This is a genomic window from Vibrio sp. 1641, assembly GCF_033339995.1.
Lineage (GTDB): Bacteria > Pseudomonadota > Gammaproteobacteria > Enterobacterales > Vibrionaceae > Vibrio > Vibrio alginolyticus.
Genome location: NZ_JAWOVP010000001.1, coordinates 325,046 through 342,271, shown reverse-complemented (window position 1 = coordinate 342,271; position 17,226 = coordinate 325,046). Strand labels below are relative to the sequence as shown.

The following is a 17,226-nucleotide window of genomic DNA, read 5'->3' as shown; positions in this document are numbered from 1 at the left end:
TCCAAGGACACGAAAGTATGCTTAACCGGTTAAAACAACTTCAAACATCAACCAAAGGCTACGTTGGCATTCCAATCGTCTTGCTAATGATATTAGCAATGGTGATTCTTCCTTTGCCTCCTCTGCTACTGGATGCGCTGTTTACCTTTAATATCGTCTTAGCAATCCTAGTATTGCTGGTCAGCACAACCGCAAAGCGACCATTAGATTTCTCTGTTTTTCCAACTATTTTGCTGGTCGCAACATTATTACGTCTCACATTGAACGTGGCTTCTACGCGAATTGTACTCCTAGAAGGACATAATGGTGGTGACGCAGCGGGTAAGGTCATTCAAGCATTCGGTGAAGTCGTCATTGGCGGTAACTACGTCGTTGGTATGGTGGTGTTCGTCATCTTGATGATCATCAACTTCGTCGTAATCACCAAAGGTGGTGAACGTATTTCTGAGGTTTCAGCCCGCTTTACGTTGGATGCTTTACCAGGCAAACAAATGGCAATTGATGCCGACTTAAACGCTGGCCTTATCGATCAGGAAACGGCTCGCTTACGCCGTAAAGAAGTCGCCAACGAAGCCGATTTTCATGGTTCGATGGATGGTGCATCAAAGTTTGTGCGTGGCGATGCCATCGCAGGTTTGTTGATTCTGTTTATCAATATCATTGGTGGTATCAGTATTGGTGTCTTCGAGCATGGACTCGCTGCGTCTGACGCCTTTAAAACTTATGCCCTACTCACAATCGGTGATGGTCTAGTTGCTCAAATTCCTTCACTACTATTGGCAACGGCTGCCGCGATTATCGTTACGCGAATTAATGATAGCGATAATGGCATGTCGGAAACCATGCAAAAGCAATTACTGGCAACTCCTGCAACGCTATTTACTGTCGCAGGTATTATGGCGGTAATCGGTATGGTACCGGGTATGCCACACCTAGCCTTTTTTGCGTTTGCTGGCGCATTAGCGTTCGCAGGGTGGCGTCAAACCAAGAAGCCAGTGCAAGACTCCCAGATTGAAGAGGTCGAAGCACTTTCACAAGCAATGCAAGACGATGATACACCGCTGACATGGGATGATATTCCTCACGTCCAAACATTATCACTTGCGCTTGGTTATCGACTCGTCCATCTAGTCAACAAAGAACAAGGGGCTCCTTTATCACAACGTATCCGCGGTGTGCGTCGAAACCTTTCTGAACAAGTTGGCTTTTTATTACCTGAAGTTCGTATTCGTGACAACCTGAGCCTCAAGCCAAACCAATACACAATTTCTCTAAATGGCGAAGTCATTGAGCAAGGTTTTATTGAACCAGAGCGTTTAATGGCGATAGCGGTTGGCGAAACTTACGGTGAGGTAGATGGCATTTTGGGTAGCGATCCTGCTTATCAGTTGCCAGCTGTGTGGATTGAGCATCAAGATAAAGCAAAAGCACTTAATATGGGTTACCAAGTTGTCGATGATGGCACTGTTATTGCCACTCATATTAGTAAAATCATGAAGACAAACCTTGCAGAATTGTTTACGCACGACGATGTGGAAGCAATAACCCAGCGTTTGACACAACAAGCCCCGAAACTAGCAGAAGCATTAGCAGCAGCACTTAATCCAGCACAGCAGCTGAAAGTATATCGTCAGCTTTTATTGGACCAAGTGCCACTAAAAGATATTCGCACGATTGCCAACACAATGTTGGAATCCGCGGAAAATACAAAGGACCCGATCCTACTTGCATCTGATGTACGCTGTGCACTAAAGCGTACGCTTGTTAACTTAATTGCAGGACAAAAGAACGAATTAAATGTCTACGCACTGTCTGATGAGTTAGAACAAATGCTACTAACTTCACTGCAACAAGCACAATCTTCTGGTACGGTAACACTAGATAGCTTCCCAATTGAGCCAAACATTCTTGGTCAGTTCCAACAAAACTTGCCATTGATCAGACAACAGCTTAAACAACAGGGGCTACCTCCGATCCTTCTCGTTATGCCACAGCTGCGCCCTCTTCTAGCGCGTTACGCTCGTACATTTACACAAGGGCTGGCAGTATTGTCTTACAACGAAATCCCAGAAAACAAACAAATCAATGTGGTAGGAAACCTTGGTTAATCTTATTTCAACACATGCGATGTACGAACATTTGGTTGGTCTCGCAGTACAACATATCGTCACGGATGACGATCAATTAGTCTTTGATGCTTTAAAACACAATGATGTCCAACACGCATGCCAAGCAATTAGGGAAGCTCAATCAGGAGAAGTAGAATTCCAACACCTGACGTTGAGATTTGGTATGCGTGGAGAACAAAGTGTCTATCAATTCAAACTCTCTGAACAAATGCAGTACTGCCTGGATTTGTTCAGTCTTTACCTTGCACTAAGACAAACACAATTTCAGTTAGAAGCCTTTCATCACGACTTGATTAGTAATGTTGTCGTGCCGATTCGCGTGGATGCATTACTGTGGGAGCCTGGGGTTTATTTCCTCGAACAGACGATTCAATTCCACTCTTCTGCTTTTCAACATGTGATTCCTTCTCTTCAAGCTGATGAAACGTTATGTGATCGTGATAAAGTCGCCACACTCACCAAAAAGTTAAAAGAGAATGCATATTCACTTTGGTTTGAAGTCGCGACATCGCAAGTGAACTTCGAGCGCGTCGCAGACTTTAGTCCCGATATGATCAAATTGTCAGTCACACTAGAGGATAAAGAAGAAAGACACGCTTTCCTACCTATTGCTAAGTTCTTAAGAAAGCATAAATATACTTGGGTTGCCGGACGTGTAGCGAGTCAAACGGAACTTAACCGCTATCGTTTATTGGGTGCCAGTTATTATTTTGGTTATTTCAGCGATATCCCAACCTCTCTCTCCTTTCAGTCTTTTGATGAGGAATAGTTGAAACTCAACCATTTATATTTAAAACAGCACGATTTATTCGTGCTGTTTTTTTATTTATAACGGATAACCACAAGATCATTGGGCAATAGTTTCTTTAACTTAACTAAAAAATTTAGGCTTATATGATGATTTTCCCGGTTTTCATGGAATACAAATCACTAAAAATCATCAATTTTTATCTTTTTTAGAAATTTTTTAATTTTCAAATTAATCATTAAAGCCGACCGACCGCCTCTAGTTAGTGACAAGGGAATATCCCGAGGCCTGAAAGATATAGTGACTAACTAAGGAGACTAAGATGGCTTTATCAATGCACACTAACTACGCTTCGCTTGTAACTCAAAACACAATGAACACAACAAGCGGACTTCTAAACACAGCAATGGAACGTCTAAGCACAGGCTACCGTGTGAACTCAGCTGCTGATGACGCTGCTGGTCTTCAAATTGCTAACCGTCTAGAAGCGCAAACACGCGGCATGTCAGTAGCAATGCGTAACGCACAAGACGGCATCTCTATGATGCAAACTGCTGAAGGTGCGATGGATGAAATGACAAACATCGTTTACCGTATGAACGACCTTGCTACACAATCGTTGAACGGTTCAAACAGTGCAACAGACCGTGCGTCTCTTAACAAAGAGTTCACACAGCTTACTGCAGAACTAAACAACATCGTAGACAACACTAAGTTCGGTGGTCAAAACCTTCTTAAAGGCGGCGGCTTCGGTGCAGGTGACGTAACATTCCAAATCGGTGCATCTTCTGCTGAAACATTGACTGTAAGCGCAAGCGCAGGTATCGGTGAAATCACTACTATCCTTGCTGATGCAGCAATTACAGATGGTATCGATGACGCGACTAAAGCAAAAGCAGCACTAGACAAAATCAGCGGCGCTGACGGTCTAGTAGAAAAAATTGGTAGCTCTCGTGCAGACTTCGGTGCGAACATCAACCGTCTTGAGCACACTATGGCTAACCTTGGTAACATGGTAGAAAACGTTACAGCATCTAAAGGTCGTATCATGGATACAGACTTTGCAGTAGAGTCTTCAAACATGACTAAGAACCAAATGTTGATGCAAGCAGGTACAACTGTTCTGTCTCAAACTAACCAGCTTCCAAGCATGGCAATGTCACTACTACGCTAATTACTTAGTTAATAGTGCGCTTAATTTAAATCGTCTTAATTATAAAGCCTTCCTATGGAAGGCTTTATTTTTATCTACGAATATAAATAGAGCTCGTATTATCTTTGTGAGATTCAGGCACTCTGAATCCGAATTTCAACATAATATTAAATAAAACCTTATTAAACAGTTCTAATTCTATCGTCTCTAATTTGCTTCCTATTTTACTATCTCTAAGTTCAGGAAAATTGAACTTAGCTTCCTTTAAGATACTAGCTATCTCATCAGAATTGATGCTCTGTTTACTTAATAGTTTTTTGTTAATGAACTCTTCATATGCACGAGCACATTTCATCAATCGTAACGCAAATTCATTCATAACTGACATTCTTTGAAACGTAAAAAATTTAATTTTTAGTGAGAACACTTGCACATCGCACTATCAAAAATAATATCAGAACGCAATTAATGCACTCTGTAAGAATTATCTGAATCAAGCTGAAGTAAAGGCTGAATATAACGTCTAATTAAAACATCTCTCCTAATTAGAACCGTCAATACAATTAAATATTTTCTTTGTTTAGGTCGCCTTTTCTTATAAGGAAATTACTTTTTCCATGGAGGAAGGCGGAACAAACAAGGTGGAAACACCACTTCCTCCCAAGAAAACAAAATAGCTTTAAACCTTTGTTTTAATTGAATTTAATATACGGCACGCATCTTGCCACTGATAATTAAACTAAGGCGTAGCATTCAAAGTATTCAAGCCAATAAGAGATGAGAGGAGCACACCTCATGAGTTCTTTAGACCCAGTAAAAATGGCAACCCAATTCGCACAATTGGACACAAACCCATTCAAAAACCGTTACCAAGCGCAAGCTAATGTGTACCAGTCACAACTGTCAGCTTTTAATAAAGTTGAAAGCGCACTACGTGATTTTCGTACTGCAATGAAAGAGATGAATAACAGCACAAACAGCATCATCAAAAACAGTGCGACACTCTCTCAAGAAGGTAACTTTACTGCAAACGCGGATGCTAAAGCGCTAACGGGTAACTATCAGATTTTTGTAGAAAAAGTGGCAACGGCGCATCAAGTATCTACAGGAATGCCTGCAGACCTTGAGGCGACGACAGAAGTACCAACAACTGGATCTTTAGAATTCACCATCAACGGTGAAACAATGACACTAGACTTGTCCTCCGTTGATATTAATGGTGACGGCACTGCAACGATCAGTGATTTAGCAAGTGCGATTAACAATCACACGGATAACCCTGGCGTTAACGCCACTCTAGTTCGCTCGAATGGTCAAACACACTTTATGCTATCGAGCACTGAGACTGGTGTCGAAAATAAGATCAACGTATCTGCAACGGGTACTGGCCAAGCGTGGTTTGAAGACGCCTTCACCAACCTCAAGCAAATTAACGCTCCGCAAGATGCGGTTATGTGGCTAGGTGCAAAAGACTCAGGCCTGAAACTAACCAACGCAAGTAATACTTTTGAAGGTGTCATCGACGGTGTTGACATTACCGTATCTAAACCGCAAGCCGCGGGAGATTCGCCAATCGGTTTAAAAATTGGAGCTGATAGCGAAGGCACTAAAGAACAACTAGATAAGTTTGTGGAAACCTACAATGCCCTTGTTTCGACTATCGATCAGTACACCCAAATTGGCGGTGAAGATCAGAAACGCGGCGTGCTCGCTAGCGACTCGACATTGCGTTCTATTGAGAGTCAGTTAACGGGGTTAATCCGAGGTGAACACAATGGTATGCGCCTAAGCGAGATCGGCGTGAGCCTAGACCGCAACGGTAAAATGAAAGTTGATCAAGAAAAGTTCAAAGAAGCTCAACAAACAAACAGCGCAGGCTTAGAGGCGTTGTTTAATGGGGATGACGCTTTGCTAGATTCTCTTGACGCAATGGTAGAGCCTTTCTTGAAGTTCTCATCAGGTACCTTCAGCACGCGTAAAGACGCAATACAGTCAAGCTTAGACCGAATCAAAGATAAACAAACCAATTTAGAGCGTAAGTACGAAATGTCGTACAACCGCTACCTCAAACAATTCACTCAAATGAATTCAATTATGACCCAAATGAACCAAACCATGTCCATGTTTAAAGCTCAAAAATAAGACATTTGGTTCCAAATTTAGGAGAAATATTCATGCTTATGGATTCTGGTTACGATTCGTACCAACAAGTCGATCTCGACGCTCAAGCGGCAGCAGCAAATCCACACCAATTGGTCATCATGTTAATCGATGGCCTACTCGATGAAGTTGAACGTATTCGCGGCCACCTAGCCGCAAATCGTTTGGCCGAGAAAGGGAATGGAATCAACAAATGCATGAACATCTTGATTGGACTAACAAGTGCTTTAGATGATGAAAACGGCGGTGAAATTGCGGAAAACCTACGCCAGCTGTATGACTTCTGCCAAGTCGAACTTTATTACGCTAGCGTGCAAAACGATGCAAATCGCTTGGTTAACGTTGAGCGTGTAATGGGTAACATTCGTGAAGGTTGGATGAATTTTGGACAACAAGCATAAAGTATCGCCAGAGCGATTCCGTCATTTATCTCAGCTCATCCAGTTCGCCGCAAAAACGGCCGATTGGCATGCGCTCAAGCGGTACGACTTGCAGTTGCGAGAGCTTTTGATCAGTCACAAGCCTTTTTTGAAAGATCCTAAGCTTGCACCTGAAATCCAGCGAGCGAAAGCAGTGCACGCTAATGCCTTCGCAGTATTAGAGAAGTCGACCAACGAGTTGAAAAAAGAGATGAACATGGTCAATGACCATCAAGAACGCGCTATGGCCTATCAATTAGCAATGACCATGGAGCTAACTCAATGATCATACCTTCTTCAACTCAGCACTCAGTTAATTCGCCAGCTAACAATGAGGGTCACATCAAGCAAGCGAACTCGGTACACGGCTTTTCTCATGGTTTTAAATCAGGGAACAAGCAGAATGGTGAGCAAGACTTTAACTCTGCGTCAGCGGTACCGAGTTTTCACCTTACGGCCTCTACTTTGAACAACGCAAACAAAGTACAAAGTCATGGTTTTGATACTGATGACCGCTCAGCTTCAGATCCGGATGCCAACTTGACCAGTACACCAGGGTTAACAGAATCGACTGATCTTGCAGCGCAAGCTCAAGCTTTAACCCAGGGTATGATTACCATGGCAGAGAAGCAGGCTGAGAAACTAGGAAAAGCGTCATCTTTAATGACTGCGAGCGAAGTTAAGTCTGTTACTCAAGATTCGTCTAACGCTATGTTAAACACATCATCAAAACAAGATGTGAAGCAAAGTCTGCCGACTTCATCGAGCTCGCGTTTGCCTATCTCCGGTGTTGAGTTTCAAACTCTTTTGAATCAACCTGTTCAAGGGCAACCAACCGCATCTCTACTTCAAGCACAAGCTCCTACAACACAACCTGCACATTCACCGGTTGCGACGAGTCATGTTCAAGCTCAAGGCTCTGAGTGGGCAGCGGTGCGTGTTGATACCACTGCCGGAAAGTGGGGCGAGCAAATGATGCAAGTTTTACATGATCGCGTGACGCTCCAAGCTCAACAAAATGTACAAGAAGCAAAAATCCGCCTAGACCCACCAGACTTGGGGAAACTGGATTTACTTGTACGTGTTGAAGGTGACCGATTGAGTGTCCACATCAACGCCAATGCCGCAGCAACACGAGAAGCTTTAATGCAAGTTTCGGAACGATTGCGTACTGAGTTACAAGAGCAAAACTTCGTTCATGTCGATGTCAATGTTGGCTCTGATCAAAACCAAGGTCGAAATGACCCACATGCAAACGAAGAAGACGCCAATATTTTCGCCGCACGAGAATCTGGTGCATTCCAAACCACGACAACAACTAACTATTCAGAACACTGGCTAAGCACTCAAGCTTAGTGAATCTTCGAGGAAAAAGGTTATGACCAAACAACAAATGATCGCCCTGTTTATCGCCATGATCATCACCAGTGCCCTCGTTTCGGCCGTCACAATTATGGGCGGAATCTGGTACTTAAACAAACACGCTCAAGAGTCACCTGACTCTGGTTCACTGATCGAAGACTCCCCACTGTCTTTTTTGGTCACAGAACAACCGACAAGCAAAGGTCCTAGCTTCCATCCTTTGGACAAAGTCGTTTTGACCGTTAAAGGCAAGAAACAGACTCACTTTGTGATGCTAGAACTGGCAATTGAGACACGCCGCCCAGAGCGTATCAAAGAGATCGATGAATACATGCCTATGGTACAAAACTCTCTATTAAAACTGTTTAGCGACAAAACGTTTGATCAGTTACAGCAAGCGGGTGCCATCGATATTCTGCAAGACGAAGTGAAGCAAACGCTTCTACTCGCTTTTGCTAAAACAGACATCGTCCGAGAAATCGACGATGTTTTGTTGACTAAATATGTTGTGCAATAACGGAGCACAACCATGTTAGACATGAATGTACAAGACACTTACACCACAGAAGAGGAAGTGACAACACCGTCACGACCAATTGATGAAAACGCATTGCTACAACGTCATCAGGTCATGGTAAAACGCGTAGTTAACCAGCTGCGCGTTCATGCCACTTCTCACTGTAGTATTGAAGATATGCAGCAGATAGGCCTTATCGCTCTAGTCGAGGCTGGACGCCGATATGGCGATGTTGACGATCCTCACTTTCCTGCTTTCGCCGTTTGTCGAGTTCGGGGAGCTATTTTAGACGAATTACGCCGACTAGATTGGCGTTCACGTAAGACTCGTCAACAAGCCCACGAGCTCAACGACGTGACTCGAGATCTCACTCGAACGTTAGGTCGAATGCCAACGGATGCCGAAATCATCCAGGCTTTAGGGACGAATGAGCAAGATTATTACAACCGCCAAAATGCCGCTCTCGCAGGCGAGATGCAAAGCCTTGACCAACTGATGGAGAGCAGCGGTGATAGCTACATTGGCGGGCAATACGATGGCATGGAACATGAACATATTCGTCGTAGTTTAGACAGTGCTTTGGGTAAATTACCTAAGCGCGATCAACTGCTCCTGACTTTGTTCTATCAACATGAACTCAACTTACACGAAATAGCTCTGGTATTGGATCTGACACCACCTCGTATATGTCAGCTTCACAAACAAGCGCTGAAACAACTCAACCAATTAATGTCCTCTTAGGAGTCACAAGATGCAAAAGTTTTTTGGAGTGCTCACTATCCTGGTGTGCGTCTTCGGTGGATATATGTGGGCCGGTGGTAGCTTAGGTGCTATCTGGCAGCCAGCCGAATTCCTTATCATTATTGGCGCCGCTGCTGGTTCTCTGATCATCGGTAATCCGCCTCATGTACTGAAAGAAATGCGTCGCCAAGTGCCAGCGACCATTAAAGGTCCAACAGAAGAGCATGAGTACTACATGGAATTAATGGCACTACTCAACAACTTGCTAGAGACAGCGAGAAACCGCGGATACAAGTTTCTGGATTCTCATATTGAGGCTCCGGAGCAAAGCTCTATGTTCCTCGCTTACCCGACGATCGCAGAAGATCATCGCCTAATTTCTTTCATTACTGACAATTTACGTTTAATGGCAATGGGACAGATGTCGCCTCATGAATTAGAGGGACTGCTAGAGCAAGAAATCGAAGCAATACAGAACGAAATGCTTTTACCTTCACGCTCACTACAGCGTACAGCAGAAGCACTACCTGGCTTCGGTATTCTTGCAGCAGTTGGTGGCATCATTATCACCATGCAAGCTATTGATGGCTCAATCGCTATGATTGGTTATCACGTTGCGGCAGCTCTCGTTGGTACATTCATTGGTATTTTCGGTTGTTACTGTGGCTTAGATCCACTAAGTAACGCCATGGCTCAGCGAGTAAAACGTAATATGACTGCTTTTGAGTGCGTTCGTGCAACCTTGGTTGCCTACGTAGCGAAAAAGCCGACATTGCTCGCCATTGACGCTGGTCGTAAACATATTCAGCTAGACATCAAACCAACATTCAACCAAATGGAGAAGTGGTTAGCTGAACAGGAGGGATAATGCAAAAACAAGAGCATGTAGTGTTCAAACGTGCCAAAGTATACAGCCATGATGAGTCGTCTCATGGCGGCGCGTGGAAAGTCGCGTTTGCTGACTTCATGATCGCCCTAATGGCGCTGTTTCTTGTACTTTGGGTTATGCAGGTGGTAGACAAAGAAGAGCGTAAAGCGATTGTTGCCCACTTGCATAGTTCAAGCGTATTCGACAAGAGTTACGGCAACCCATTTGATACGTCACAAAGTATTTCTCCTATCGACTTGGCACAGGACTCTTCTGTGCCAAGTAAACACAACTCCAACCATGTGGTAAGCTCTTACTTCAAAGGTGATGGGGATGGACCAGAAATTGATTCTTTGATTCCTGGTAACTTCGATACTCAAGAGCAACTTGCCGCACTAGCGAAAGTAATTGAGCAAATGACTGCCCAAATCAATGCGCAGGGAAATGTAAACGTCACGGTGACACCACAAGGTTTGCGTATCGTCCTTCAAGATGATTACAAACAGCATATGTTCAGCCGTGGTGGTGCAGAACTTACTCCTTTTTTTGAAGATTTACTGCTCGCACTAGCACCTGTATTTCATCGTGTTAACAACCCTCTGATCATCAGCGGACACACAGATGCAATTCCATTTAAAAAGCGTTTTGGTCGTCAATCTAACTGGGCGTTATCAGCCTCTCGAGCAGACGTAGCAAGAAATACGTTAGTTGAAGGCGGTATGCCGGATGATAGAGTAATGCAGGTAACGGGTATGTCAGATAGAGCGCTGCTTAATCCTGATGAGCCAGATTCTAGCGAAAACCGTCGTATTGAGCTGTTTGTTTTAACGACTCCTGCCGCTAAAGTGCTTGAGACCCTTTTTGGCAACCACCAAGAAAGCGAACTGCAAAAAGCGAAAGATAAGGCTGAATTCAACCAACCAGTCATTCGTCAAGAAGTCATCAATTACTCCGGCGATACCGCCACCAGCGAAGTAAAAATTCAAGAATTATAATCTTAAAAGGTCACCACTCTGATGGTGACCTCTCTAACCAAAGCCTCTGTTACTGTGACTTTTTAGTTGAGTTCTATATGCACATAACATCATCCGAAAAAAGAAAAAGCGACTTACTAAAGAAAGCCTTTTTATGGCTCATTGTCTTCGATTACCTTTTATTGGCGTTTTTCTTAACTCAGCTATCAAGTATGACACTAAACAGCGGAACCATGATCAGCTTGTTACTTGTTGTTTATAACGTCTTACTTGTTTCGCTATGTTTTCAACGAACCAACAAGCAGGACTCTTACATTATCTACCCTGTTTTGTCCGCAACGTTATTAGCATTTGTCTGCTTTCTTTACTTCTTTTTTTTAATTTAGCTCCCCGACTCGACCATTGATTTTATTTTTACTGCTTTTTCGAAGTGGTCGAGCTGATGAGTCTGAATCCACCACGTAGCCGCTTCCATCAACAGCTCTGGGTCGTCATTTTTATTAGCGAAAAACGCATAAAATGAGAGACCAACCAATTCACCTTTACTCGCGATCTTTTTGTCACAGATCTCTATAATTTTGTCTCTCAGCGAAGCTCTCATTTCTAATCCCTTAACCTAGTACATACTCACTAACCATACGGTTGAAAGAAATCAAATCAAACGAGCCTTTAATTTCAAAACGCACTCTTCCCACCTCACTCATGAAGAACTCGATTTCACAATCCAAATCAAAAGTACCAGAGGTCTCGATAGAAAATGCATTGATCTTACTGTAAGGCAAAGAAGTGTAATCCACTTTTGAGCCGGTAATCCCTTGCACATTTGCCGCTATCACTCGCTTGTTCGTAAACACCACTTGGTCACGAACTGTTTTAAAAGCAGCGAAAATAGTCTCACCATCAATCAAGAACTTAAGGAAGTCTTCTCTGGCACTAGCAACGTCAATCGGCTTAAGCTTAAATACAGAGGAATTGTCGAAATCAATCATAATTAATCCTTTGAGTGGGCGTTAGAACGAATTATCAACGTATCAGATAGCACCACTTTTGCCTACTCGCAACGCACGTTTCTGCTTGATTCGCCCAACAACGAAGCGTCACTCACTTCCACCCTTGCATCCATTGCTCAGAGTCTTTTAGGTCTTGCCAGTTCATCTCTCGGTCGCGTTTACTCATGACTGCCTCGATGACACATCTCACAACGTTACCATCTTCATCTAGTTCCATTTCCGTCACGACAAAATGCTTCTCTTTGTTTTTAGGTGAAATTGCCGTCCATTTACTGTGCAATAGTTTCTTAGGGTGGATTCTGTTCATCGCATTGTACCAATTTAACTACCATGTTGATGTATACGACTGAATACCAAGAGAGAATCAGATTTTGTTTTTGCAAACCGACAAAAGATAAAACCGCAAAAGAGATCACTCCCTTTCGCGGCTCTAACTACAATCCGACTAGGTCTTCTGACCATTCAGTCGAGGGTTTAAGTACTGACTTTGTAGCAACTGTAACCCTTTACCGACCAGAACAATCACTATCGCGCCAATCAGGACAGGCGTGAAGAGAAAACTCCATCCCTGCCCAGACGCCATGATCAAAATTGGATTTGCACCCGCAGGTGGATGAGTGGTCTTCGTAATCAGCATCGCAGACACACCCAGCCCCGTCGCAATCGCGAGCGTGACCGGCGTGACGTCAACATACTGGCTAAACGCAATACCGATAGAGGCCGTGATGAAGTGACCAATGATCACGTTTTTGGGTTGAGCAAGAGGGCTGCCTGGCACCCCAAACACCAGTACTGCGGTAGCACCAAATGGTGCCATCAGGAGTACAACCTCCGTCAGTGATACCTCAGCGTAGGACAATACGCCAATAGCCAACGTAGCGCCAAGCCCGGCAACCAACGATAAAATTAAATTATTCATAAACACCTCAGAGTAGACCGAATTGTCTACAAAATAAAATAGACAAACCTGTCTACCTTTGTCAATATGTGTTTATGGAACTTTTTGAGGACATAGTTATGAACAAAAAGAAACAGTTATTGATCGACACAGCTTTGTCACTGTTTTATAAACAAGGCATCAACTCTATTGGCATCAATGAAGTCCTCAATGTTTCCGGCGTGGCTAAACGCACGCTATATAACCATTTTGAGAGCAAAGAAGCGCTTATCATCGCCGCATTAGAACAACGCCACCAAGTATTTATGGAATGGTTGGAGGAAAAGCTTTCTTCAGCACAAACGTGCGCGGAGGTGATCGATCAGTTATTTACAGCACTCAACGGCTGGTTTCATGGCTCTGAAGAAAAGTTGGGCGAGTTTCGCGGTTGCTTTTTCATCAATACGTCCGCGGAATTCAGTGACGACAGTGGCGAGATCGCAACGTATTGCCGCTACCATAAACAGCAAGTCAGAGAGCTAATTCAACGCTATCTCAAATCAGAAAACGCTTCATTACTCGATGCCATTTGCATCATGAAAGAGGGCGCGATCACTACCGCTTACATGACGAAAGAGTACGACAACATCACGAAGAAATGCGTGACCATTTTGCACAAGCTTTAATGCGTTCAGGTATAGTCATTTGCGGATTAAGTATTCAAACGAAAGGCACCAATCGGTGCCTTTCGTTTTAGTTAGTGAGTGTACTTACAGCTCGTGCTCAGTACGTGCGATGATGTCGTCTTGCGCATCTGGTGATAACGCGGTGAAGAAAGCTGAGTAGCCTGCAACTCGCACAACGAGATCACGATATTGCTCTGGGTTCTTCTTCGCGGCTAACAAGGTCTCGCGAGAGACGATGTTGTACTGCACGTGCCAACCTTTGTGGTGGTTGAAGAAGGTACGAATCAACATAGAAAGCTTGAGTTTATCCCCTTCAGACTCAACCGCTGCCGGGCTTAACTTCTGATTAAGCAGTACGCCACCAAGGATCTTATTTGCTTGGATCTTACCGACCGAATTGTACACAGCCGTTGGACCTAAACGGTCTGAGCCAGATGACGGGCTTGCACCTTCTGCCAATGGCGTTTTCGCTTTACGACCGTCTGGCGTTGCCATGGTTGAAGCACCGAATGGGACATTTGCCGAGATACTTGATGTACCTGCGTAGTAACCGCCGCCAATTGGACCACGCCCATGACGCGTATTAACAAACTGCTCTAGCTCATCAATGTACACTTGGTACGCGTCTGCGAGCAGTTGGTCTACCGCGTCATCATCGTTACCGTATTTTGGTGCAAAGTTGATAAGACGTTGGCGAAGCTGTTCGTTCTCCATGCCGTCGAAATCTTCTGCCAATGCTTTTGCCAGCTGTTGTTGTGAGATAAGGGGCTGGGTGATTTGCGCATCATCGAAAACAAGGTGCTTGATGGCGGCTAGGCTGTTGCCCAAGTTTGCGATACCGACTTGCAAGCCAGATACCCAGTCGTATTTCGCACCGCCTTCTTTCACAGTTTTACCACGAGCCAAACAGTCATCCACCAGCGTTGAACAGAAGATGTCTTGTGCCTGCTGTTCAAGTACGCTGTCGACTACCGTATCAATCTCAATCGATTTACGGGTGTAGTAGCGGATTTGCTCTGCCCAAGAAGCTGTCACTTGCTCAAAGTTCTCAAAGTTGCCTTTTGCTAATGACTTATCGTGCGGCAAGAAAGCTTTACCCGTTGTTGCATCCACACCTTCGTTCAATGAGGCAAGCAAGATACGAGCGAAGTTAATGAAGCTCATGCCCGTACAACGGTAACCCCATTTGCCCGGAACCGCCGTCTCGATACAGCCGATAGAGGCGTAGTTGTAAGCGTCTTCTTTCTCTACACCAAGCTTGATGAATTCAGGAATAACAATCTCATCGTTGTTGAACGCTGGCATACCGAAGCCGCATTTAATCACTTCGATACAACCCATTAAGAATTCTTGGTTCAAACCTTCGTGGTAACGCACACTCAAGTTAGGTTGCGTTGAACGTAACTGACCGCAAGATTCCAGAATCGCCCAAGAAAGTGGATTAACTGCGTCTTCAGGCTCACCCTTTTCATTCAACTTCTGACCGCCGATACACACGTTTTGGTACAGCGGAGAACCTGCCGATGCTTTTGAGTGCGCGCCAGAGCGAATCTTGTTTACTTCAAGCAGCTTCAACCAGCAGCTTTGTAAAAGCTCTAGTGCAAAGTCTTTTTCAATCGCGCCGTTTTCGACATCGCGAACATAAAATTCGTTTAGGAATTGGTCCATACGACCGAAAGAAACCGAGTGACCATTCGATTCGATTTGTAGCATCAACTGAACGAAGTAGCTCAATTGCAGTGCTTGCCAGAAGTTTTCTGGTGCGTGGCTCGCGACATGACGACAGTTTGCCGCAATGCTTTCTAACTCAGCTTTGCGCAGCGGGCGTTTCTCTTCTAACGCCATTTTTGCCGCCAATTCAGCGTAGCTCACCATGTGGTCTTGAATGGCAAGCAGTACAATTTCGACCGATTTGTAGAACTGCTCTTTCTTCAAGCCTTCAAAGGTCGAAACATCATTGTTAGCACGGTGCTGACGAACATCCTCTAACAAACCGTTCATGCCTAGCTTCAAGATTTTCTCGTTATCCACCGCAAGGTGCGCGTCACCCGAAGTCATGTTGCCTTCAGCTTTAATGATGGTGCTGGCTAAGATTTCTTGCTGCTCATCAGTGAACAAGCCATAACAACGGTCTTGAACGGTTTTACCGCGCCAGTACGGTGTGATGCTGTGAATGCTTTGCTTATCTTCTTCAGTAACAGCAAAGCCTGCACCAGGACGGTCGGCTAGCTCATCAATTTCCGCTTCAATCCAACGCACTGTGTATTCTGGGAAAATAGGCGCAGCGCGTACTTTGCTCGCTTGGTTACCGACGATTAGCTCATCGTGTTTAATCCAAATAGTACGAGTGCGTAAGTGCTCTTGCAGTGCTAGCGCACGTTGGACAATCACAGGTTTGTCTTCGTTTGCTTGATAAGCACGAGTGTATGCCTCTGCACGCTCGGTACAGACAGGTGGCGTTACGATATTTACCAGTGCCGATTTGTGCGCTTTGATACGCTCAGGAAGGTAATTCAGGTCCATAGTTAACCTCTTACAATCACGTTAAGTTGGGTGTTTTCGCTTGCGTATTGCATGGCGCTTTCTAGCAGTTCTGGTTTGTTTAATGGCTTGTCAGAACACTCGTAAGGCATATCGAGCAAACGGTATTTATTGATGCCGAGCGTGTGGTACGGCAGCAAGTGAAGTTCTTGGCAGCTCTCTAGTGAAGCCGCAAAATCGATGATGTCTTTCAACTCTTCGATGGTGTCATTGAACCCCGGCACCACGGGAACGCGAATCACAATGCGTTTCGCGATAGGCGCCAGTTTTCGGAAATTGTCTTTGATACGTTTTAGTGAACCTTTCGCCCAGCTAAGAAACTTCTCTTCATCGGTGTGTTTTAAATCCGCCAACCAACAATCGATATGCGGCGCGGCTTTTTCGACGTTCTTCCACGGCACATGCATGCACGATTCAATCGCAGTCGAGACTTGGTTGTCATGCAGACGCTGCGCGAGTTCTGCCACCAAATCCACTTGCATGAGTGGCTCACCACCGGAGAAGGTCACGCCACCTTGGCTTTGGTCGTAGAAAGGTTTGTCTTTCATTAAGGTGTCGAACAGCATGTCTGATTTTGCATCTTCACCACAGACGGTCAGTGCTTGCGTAGGACATACGTTTCGCAGCGCGATCAGTTGGTCTTCTTTGATGGCTTTGCGATTAATGATGATCTGGTTGTCGATACGTTGAATACCATCGCTCACCGTTTCAGTACCCGCCGTGGTTTGAGTTGTAGCTTGATACGCAGAAACGCACAGCTGGCAATCTTCCATGCAGCTTCGCTGATCAAACAACAGTGAATGCTTTTCGCTGCGGCTTTCTGGGTTTTGACACCAAGGGCAAGACAAGCTGCATCCTTTAAGAAAAAGAATGGAACGAATGCCATCGCCATCATGGGTAGAGAATCGTTGGATATTGAAATACATCTCTGCTTGCCTCTTGGTCTGTGCTACCGCTGTGTACTTAATCCGTTTCTTGCTGGTTAAGTCTTACGAGCGGCTTTTCTTTGTTCGAACTGAAAGCTTCATTTGACCCTTTACA

At 44.5% G+C, this 17,226-nt stretch carries 20 protein-coding genes; 13 read left to right on the top strand and 7 right to left on the bottom strand.

Features of this window, described 5'->3' with window-relative positions; all coding sequences use genetic code 11:
* The first annotated feature begins 17 nt into the window (after nt 1–17).
* From flhA to lafA, 3 genes are all read left to right on the top strand, one after another.
* Nucleotides 18–2,108 carry a flagellar biosynthesis protein FlhA gene (gene flhA, locus R7Z47_RS01545; protein ID WP_005375024.1) on the top strand — a complete coding sequence of 697 codons (2,091 nt, stop codon included), beginning with the start codon at nt 18–20 and terminating at the stop codon, nt 2,106–2,108.
* Nucleotides 2,109–2,127: 19 nt separating this feature from the next.
* Entirely contained in the window at nt 2,128–2,898 is a 771-nt protein-coding gene (locus R7Z47_RS01540; protein WP_005375023.1) for an EAL domain-containing protein, read from the top strand.
* Between the two features lie 301 nt (nt 2,899–3,199).
* Nucleotides 3,200–4,051 (top strand): lateral flagellin LafA, encoded by an 852-nt coding sequence (gene lafA, locus R7Z47_RS01535; protein ID WP_005375019.1) that lies wholly within the window; start codon nt 3,200–3,202, stop codon nt 4,049–4,051.
* A gap of 70 nt (nt 4,052–4,121) precedes the next feature.
* On the opposite strand, the gene R7Z47_RS01530 is transcribed toward lafA, so the two are convergent.
* Complete coding sequence (locus tag R7Z47_RS01530) at nt 4,122–4,409, bottom strand: hypothetical protein (protein WP_005375016.1); 288 nt, start codon at nt 4,407–4,409, stop codon at nt 4,122–4,124.
* Nucleotides 4,410–4,825: 416 nt separating this feature from the next.
* Between R7Z47_RS01530 and fliD the strand changes: the two genes are divergently transcribed.
* The 9 genes from fliD to R7Z47_RS01485 all read left to right on the top strand — a co-directional run bounded on the left by fliD (nt 4,826) and on the right by R7Z47_RS01485 (nt 11,457).
* The gene (gene fliD / locus R7Z47_RS01525) at nt 4,826–6,172 is read left to right on the top strand and encodes a flagellar filament capping protein FliD (RefSeq protein WP_262606620.1); all 1,347 of its coding nucleotides are present in this window, start codon (nt 4,826–4,828) and stop codon (nt 6,170–6,172) included.
* Between the two features lie 32 nt (nt 6,173–6,204).
* Complete coding sequence (gene fliS, locus R7Z47_RS01520) at nt 6,205–6,591, top strand: flagellar export chaperone FliS (protein ID WP_005375014.1); 387 nt, start codon at nt 6,205–6,207, stop codon at nt 6,589–6,591.
* Entirely contained in the window at nt 6,575–6,895 is a 321-nt protein-coding gene (locus R7Z47_RS01515) for a LafD (protein ID WP_262606621.1), read from the top strand. Before fliS ends, R7Z47_RS01515 begins: the two co-directional genes overlap by 17 nt.
* A complete protein-coding gene (locus tag R7Z47_RS01510; protein ID WP_262606622.1) occupies nt 6,892–7,965 on the top strand; it encodes a flagellar hook-length control protein FliK in 1,074 nt (357 codons plus the stop codon). Before R7Z47_RS01515 ends, R7Z47_RS01510 begins: the two co-directional genes overlap by 4 nt.
* Nucleotides 7,966–7,987: 22 nt before the next feature.
* Nucleotides 7,988–8,488 carry a flagellar basal body-associated protein FliL gene (gene fliL / locus R7Z47_RS01505; RefSeq protein ID WP_005375011.1) on the top strand — a complete coding sequence of 167 codons (501 nt, stop codon included), beginning with the start codon at nt 7,988–7,990 and terminating at the stop codon, nt 8,486–8,488.
* A gap of 12 nt (nt 8,489–8,500) precedes the next feature.
* Nucleotides 8,501–9,229 (top strand): FliA/WhiG family RNA polymerase sigma factor, encoded by a 729-nt coding sequence (locus R7Z47_RS01500; RefSeq protein WP_005375008.1) that lies wholly within the window; start codon nt 8,501–8,503, stop codon nt 9,227–9,229.
* Nucleotides 9,230–9,239: 10 nt separating this feature from the next.
* Nucleotides 9,240–10,097, top strand: a complete 858-nt coding sequence (gene motA / locus R7Z47_RS01495) for a flagellar motor stator protein MotA (RefSeq protein ID WP_005375006.1) — start codon at nt 9,240–9,242, stop codon at nt 10,095–10,097.
* Nucleotides 10,097–11,092 (top strand): flagellar motor protein MotB, encoded by a 996-nt coding sequence (locus R7Z47_RS01490; RefSeq protein ID WP_005375003.1) that lies wholly within the window; start codon nt 10,097–10,099, stop codon nt 11,090–11,092. The genes motA and R7Z47_RS01490 overlap by 1 nt, the downstream gene beginning before the upstream one ends.
* Before the next feature lie 77 nt (nt 11,093–11,169).
* Nucleotides 11,170–11,457 carry a hypothetical protein gene (locus R7Z47_RS01485; protein WP_005375002.1) on the top strand — a complete coding sequence of 96 codons (288 nt, stop codon included), beginning with the start codon at nt 11,170–11,172 and terminating at the stop codon, nt 11,455–11,457.
* On the opposite strand, the gene R7Z47_RS01480 is transcribed toward R7Z47_RS01485, so the two are convergent.
* The 4 genes from R7Z47_RS01480 to R7Z47_RS01465 form a co-directional block, all read right to left on the bottom strand.
* Nucleotides 11,454–11,672: a DUF6500 family protein gene (locus R7Z47_RS01480; RefSeq protein ID WP_065275490.1), complete on the bottom strand. Its 219-nt coding sequence runs from the start codon at nt 11,670–11,672 to the stop codon at nt 11,454–11,456. The genes R7Z47_RS01485 and R7Z47_RS01480 overlap by 4 nt on opposite strands.
* Nucleotides 11,673–11,682: 10 nt before the next feature.
* Nucleotides 11,683–12,060, bottom strand: a complete 378-nt coding sequence (locus tag R7Z47_RS01475) for a PH domain-containing protein (RefSeq protein WP_065275491.1) — start codon at nt 12,058–12,060, stop codon at nt 11,683–11,685.
* Between the two features lie 112 nt (nt 12,061–12,172).
* Nucleotides 12,173–12,388 carry a TIGR02450 family Trp-rich protein gene (locus tag R7Z47_RS01470; protein ID WP_005374999.1) on the bottom strand — a complete coding sequence of 72 codons (216 nt, stop codon included), beginning with the start codon at nt 12,386–12,388 and terminating at the stop codon, nt 12,173–12,175.
* 138 nt (nt 12,389–12,526) lie between these two features.
* On the bottom strand, nt 12,527–13,000 hold the full coding sequence (locus R7Z47_RS01465; protein ID WP_064369614.1) for an HPP family protein: 474 nt from the start codon (nt 12,998–13,000) through the stop codon (nt 12,527–12,529).
* Between the two features lie 98 nt (nt 13,001–13,098).
* Here R7Z47_RS01465 and R7Z47_RS01460 point away from each other — a divergent pair, with 98 nt between their 5' ends.
* Nucleotides 13,099–13,644, top strand: coding sequence for a TetR/AcrR family transcriptional regulator (locus tag R7Z47_RS01460; protein WP_065275492.1), 546 nt, complete (start codon nt 13,099–13,101; stop codon nt 13,642–13,644).
* 84 nt (nt 13,645–13,728) lie between these two features.
* Here the strand turns inward: R7Z47_RS01460 and R7Z47_RS01455 are convergent, their stop codons facing one another.
* Together R7Z47_RS01455 and R7Z47_RS01450 are read right to left on the bottom strand one after the other, a co-directional pair.
* On the bottom strand, nt 13,729–16,167 hold the full coding sequence (locus tag R7Z47_RS01455; protein ID WP_262606623.1) for a formate C-acetyltransferase/glycerol dehydratase family glycyl radical enzyme: 2,439 nt from the start codon (nt 16,165–16,167) through the stop codon (nt 13,729–13,731).
* Between the two features lie 2 nt (nt 16,168–16,169).
* Complete coding sequence (locus tag R7Z47_RS01450) at nt 16,170–17,111, bottom strand: glycyl-radical enzyme activating protein (protein WP_262606624.1); 942 nt, start codon at nt 17,109–17,111, stop codon at nt 16,170–16,172.
* Nucleotides 17,112–17,226: the final 115 nt, after the last annotated feature.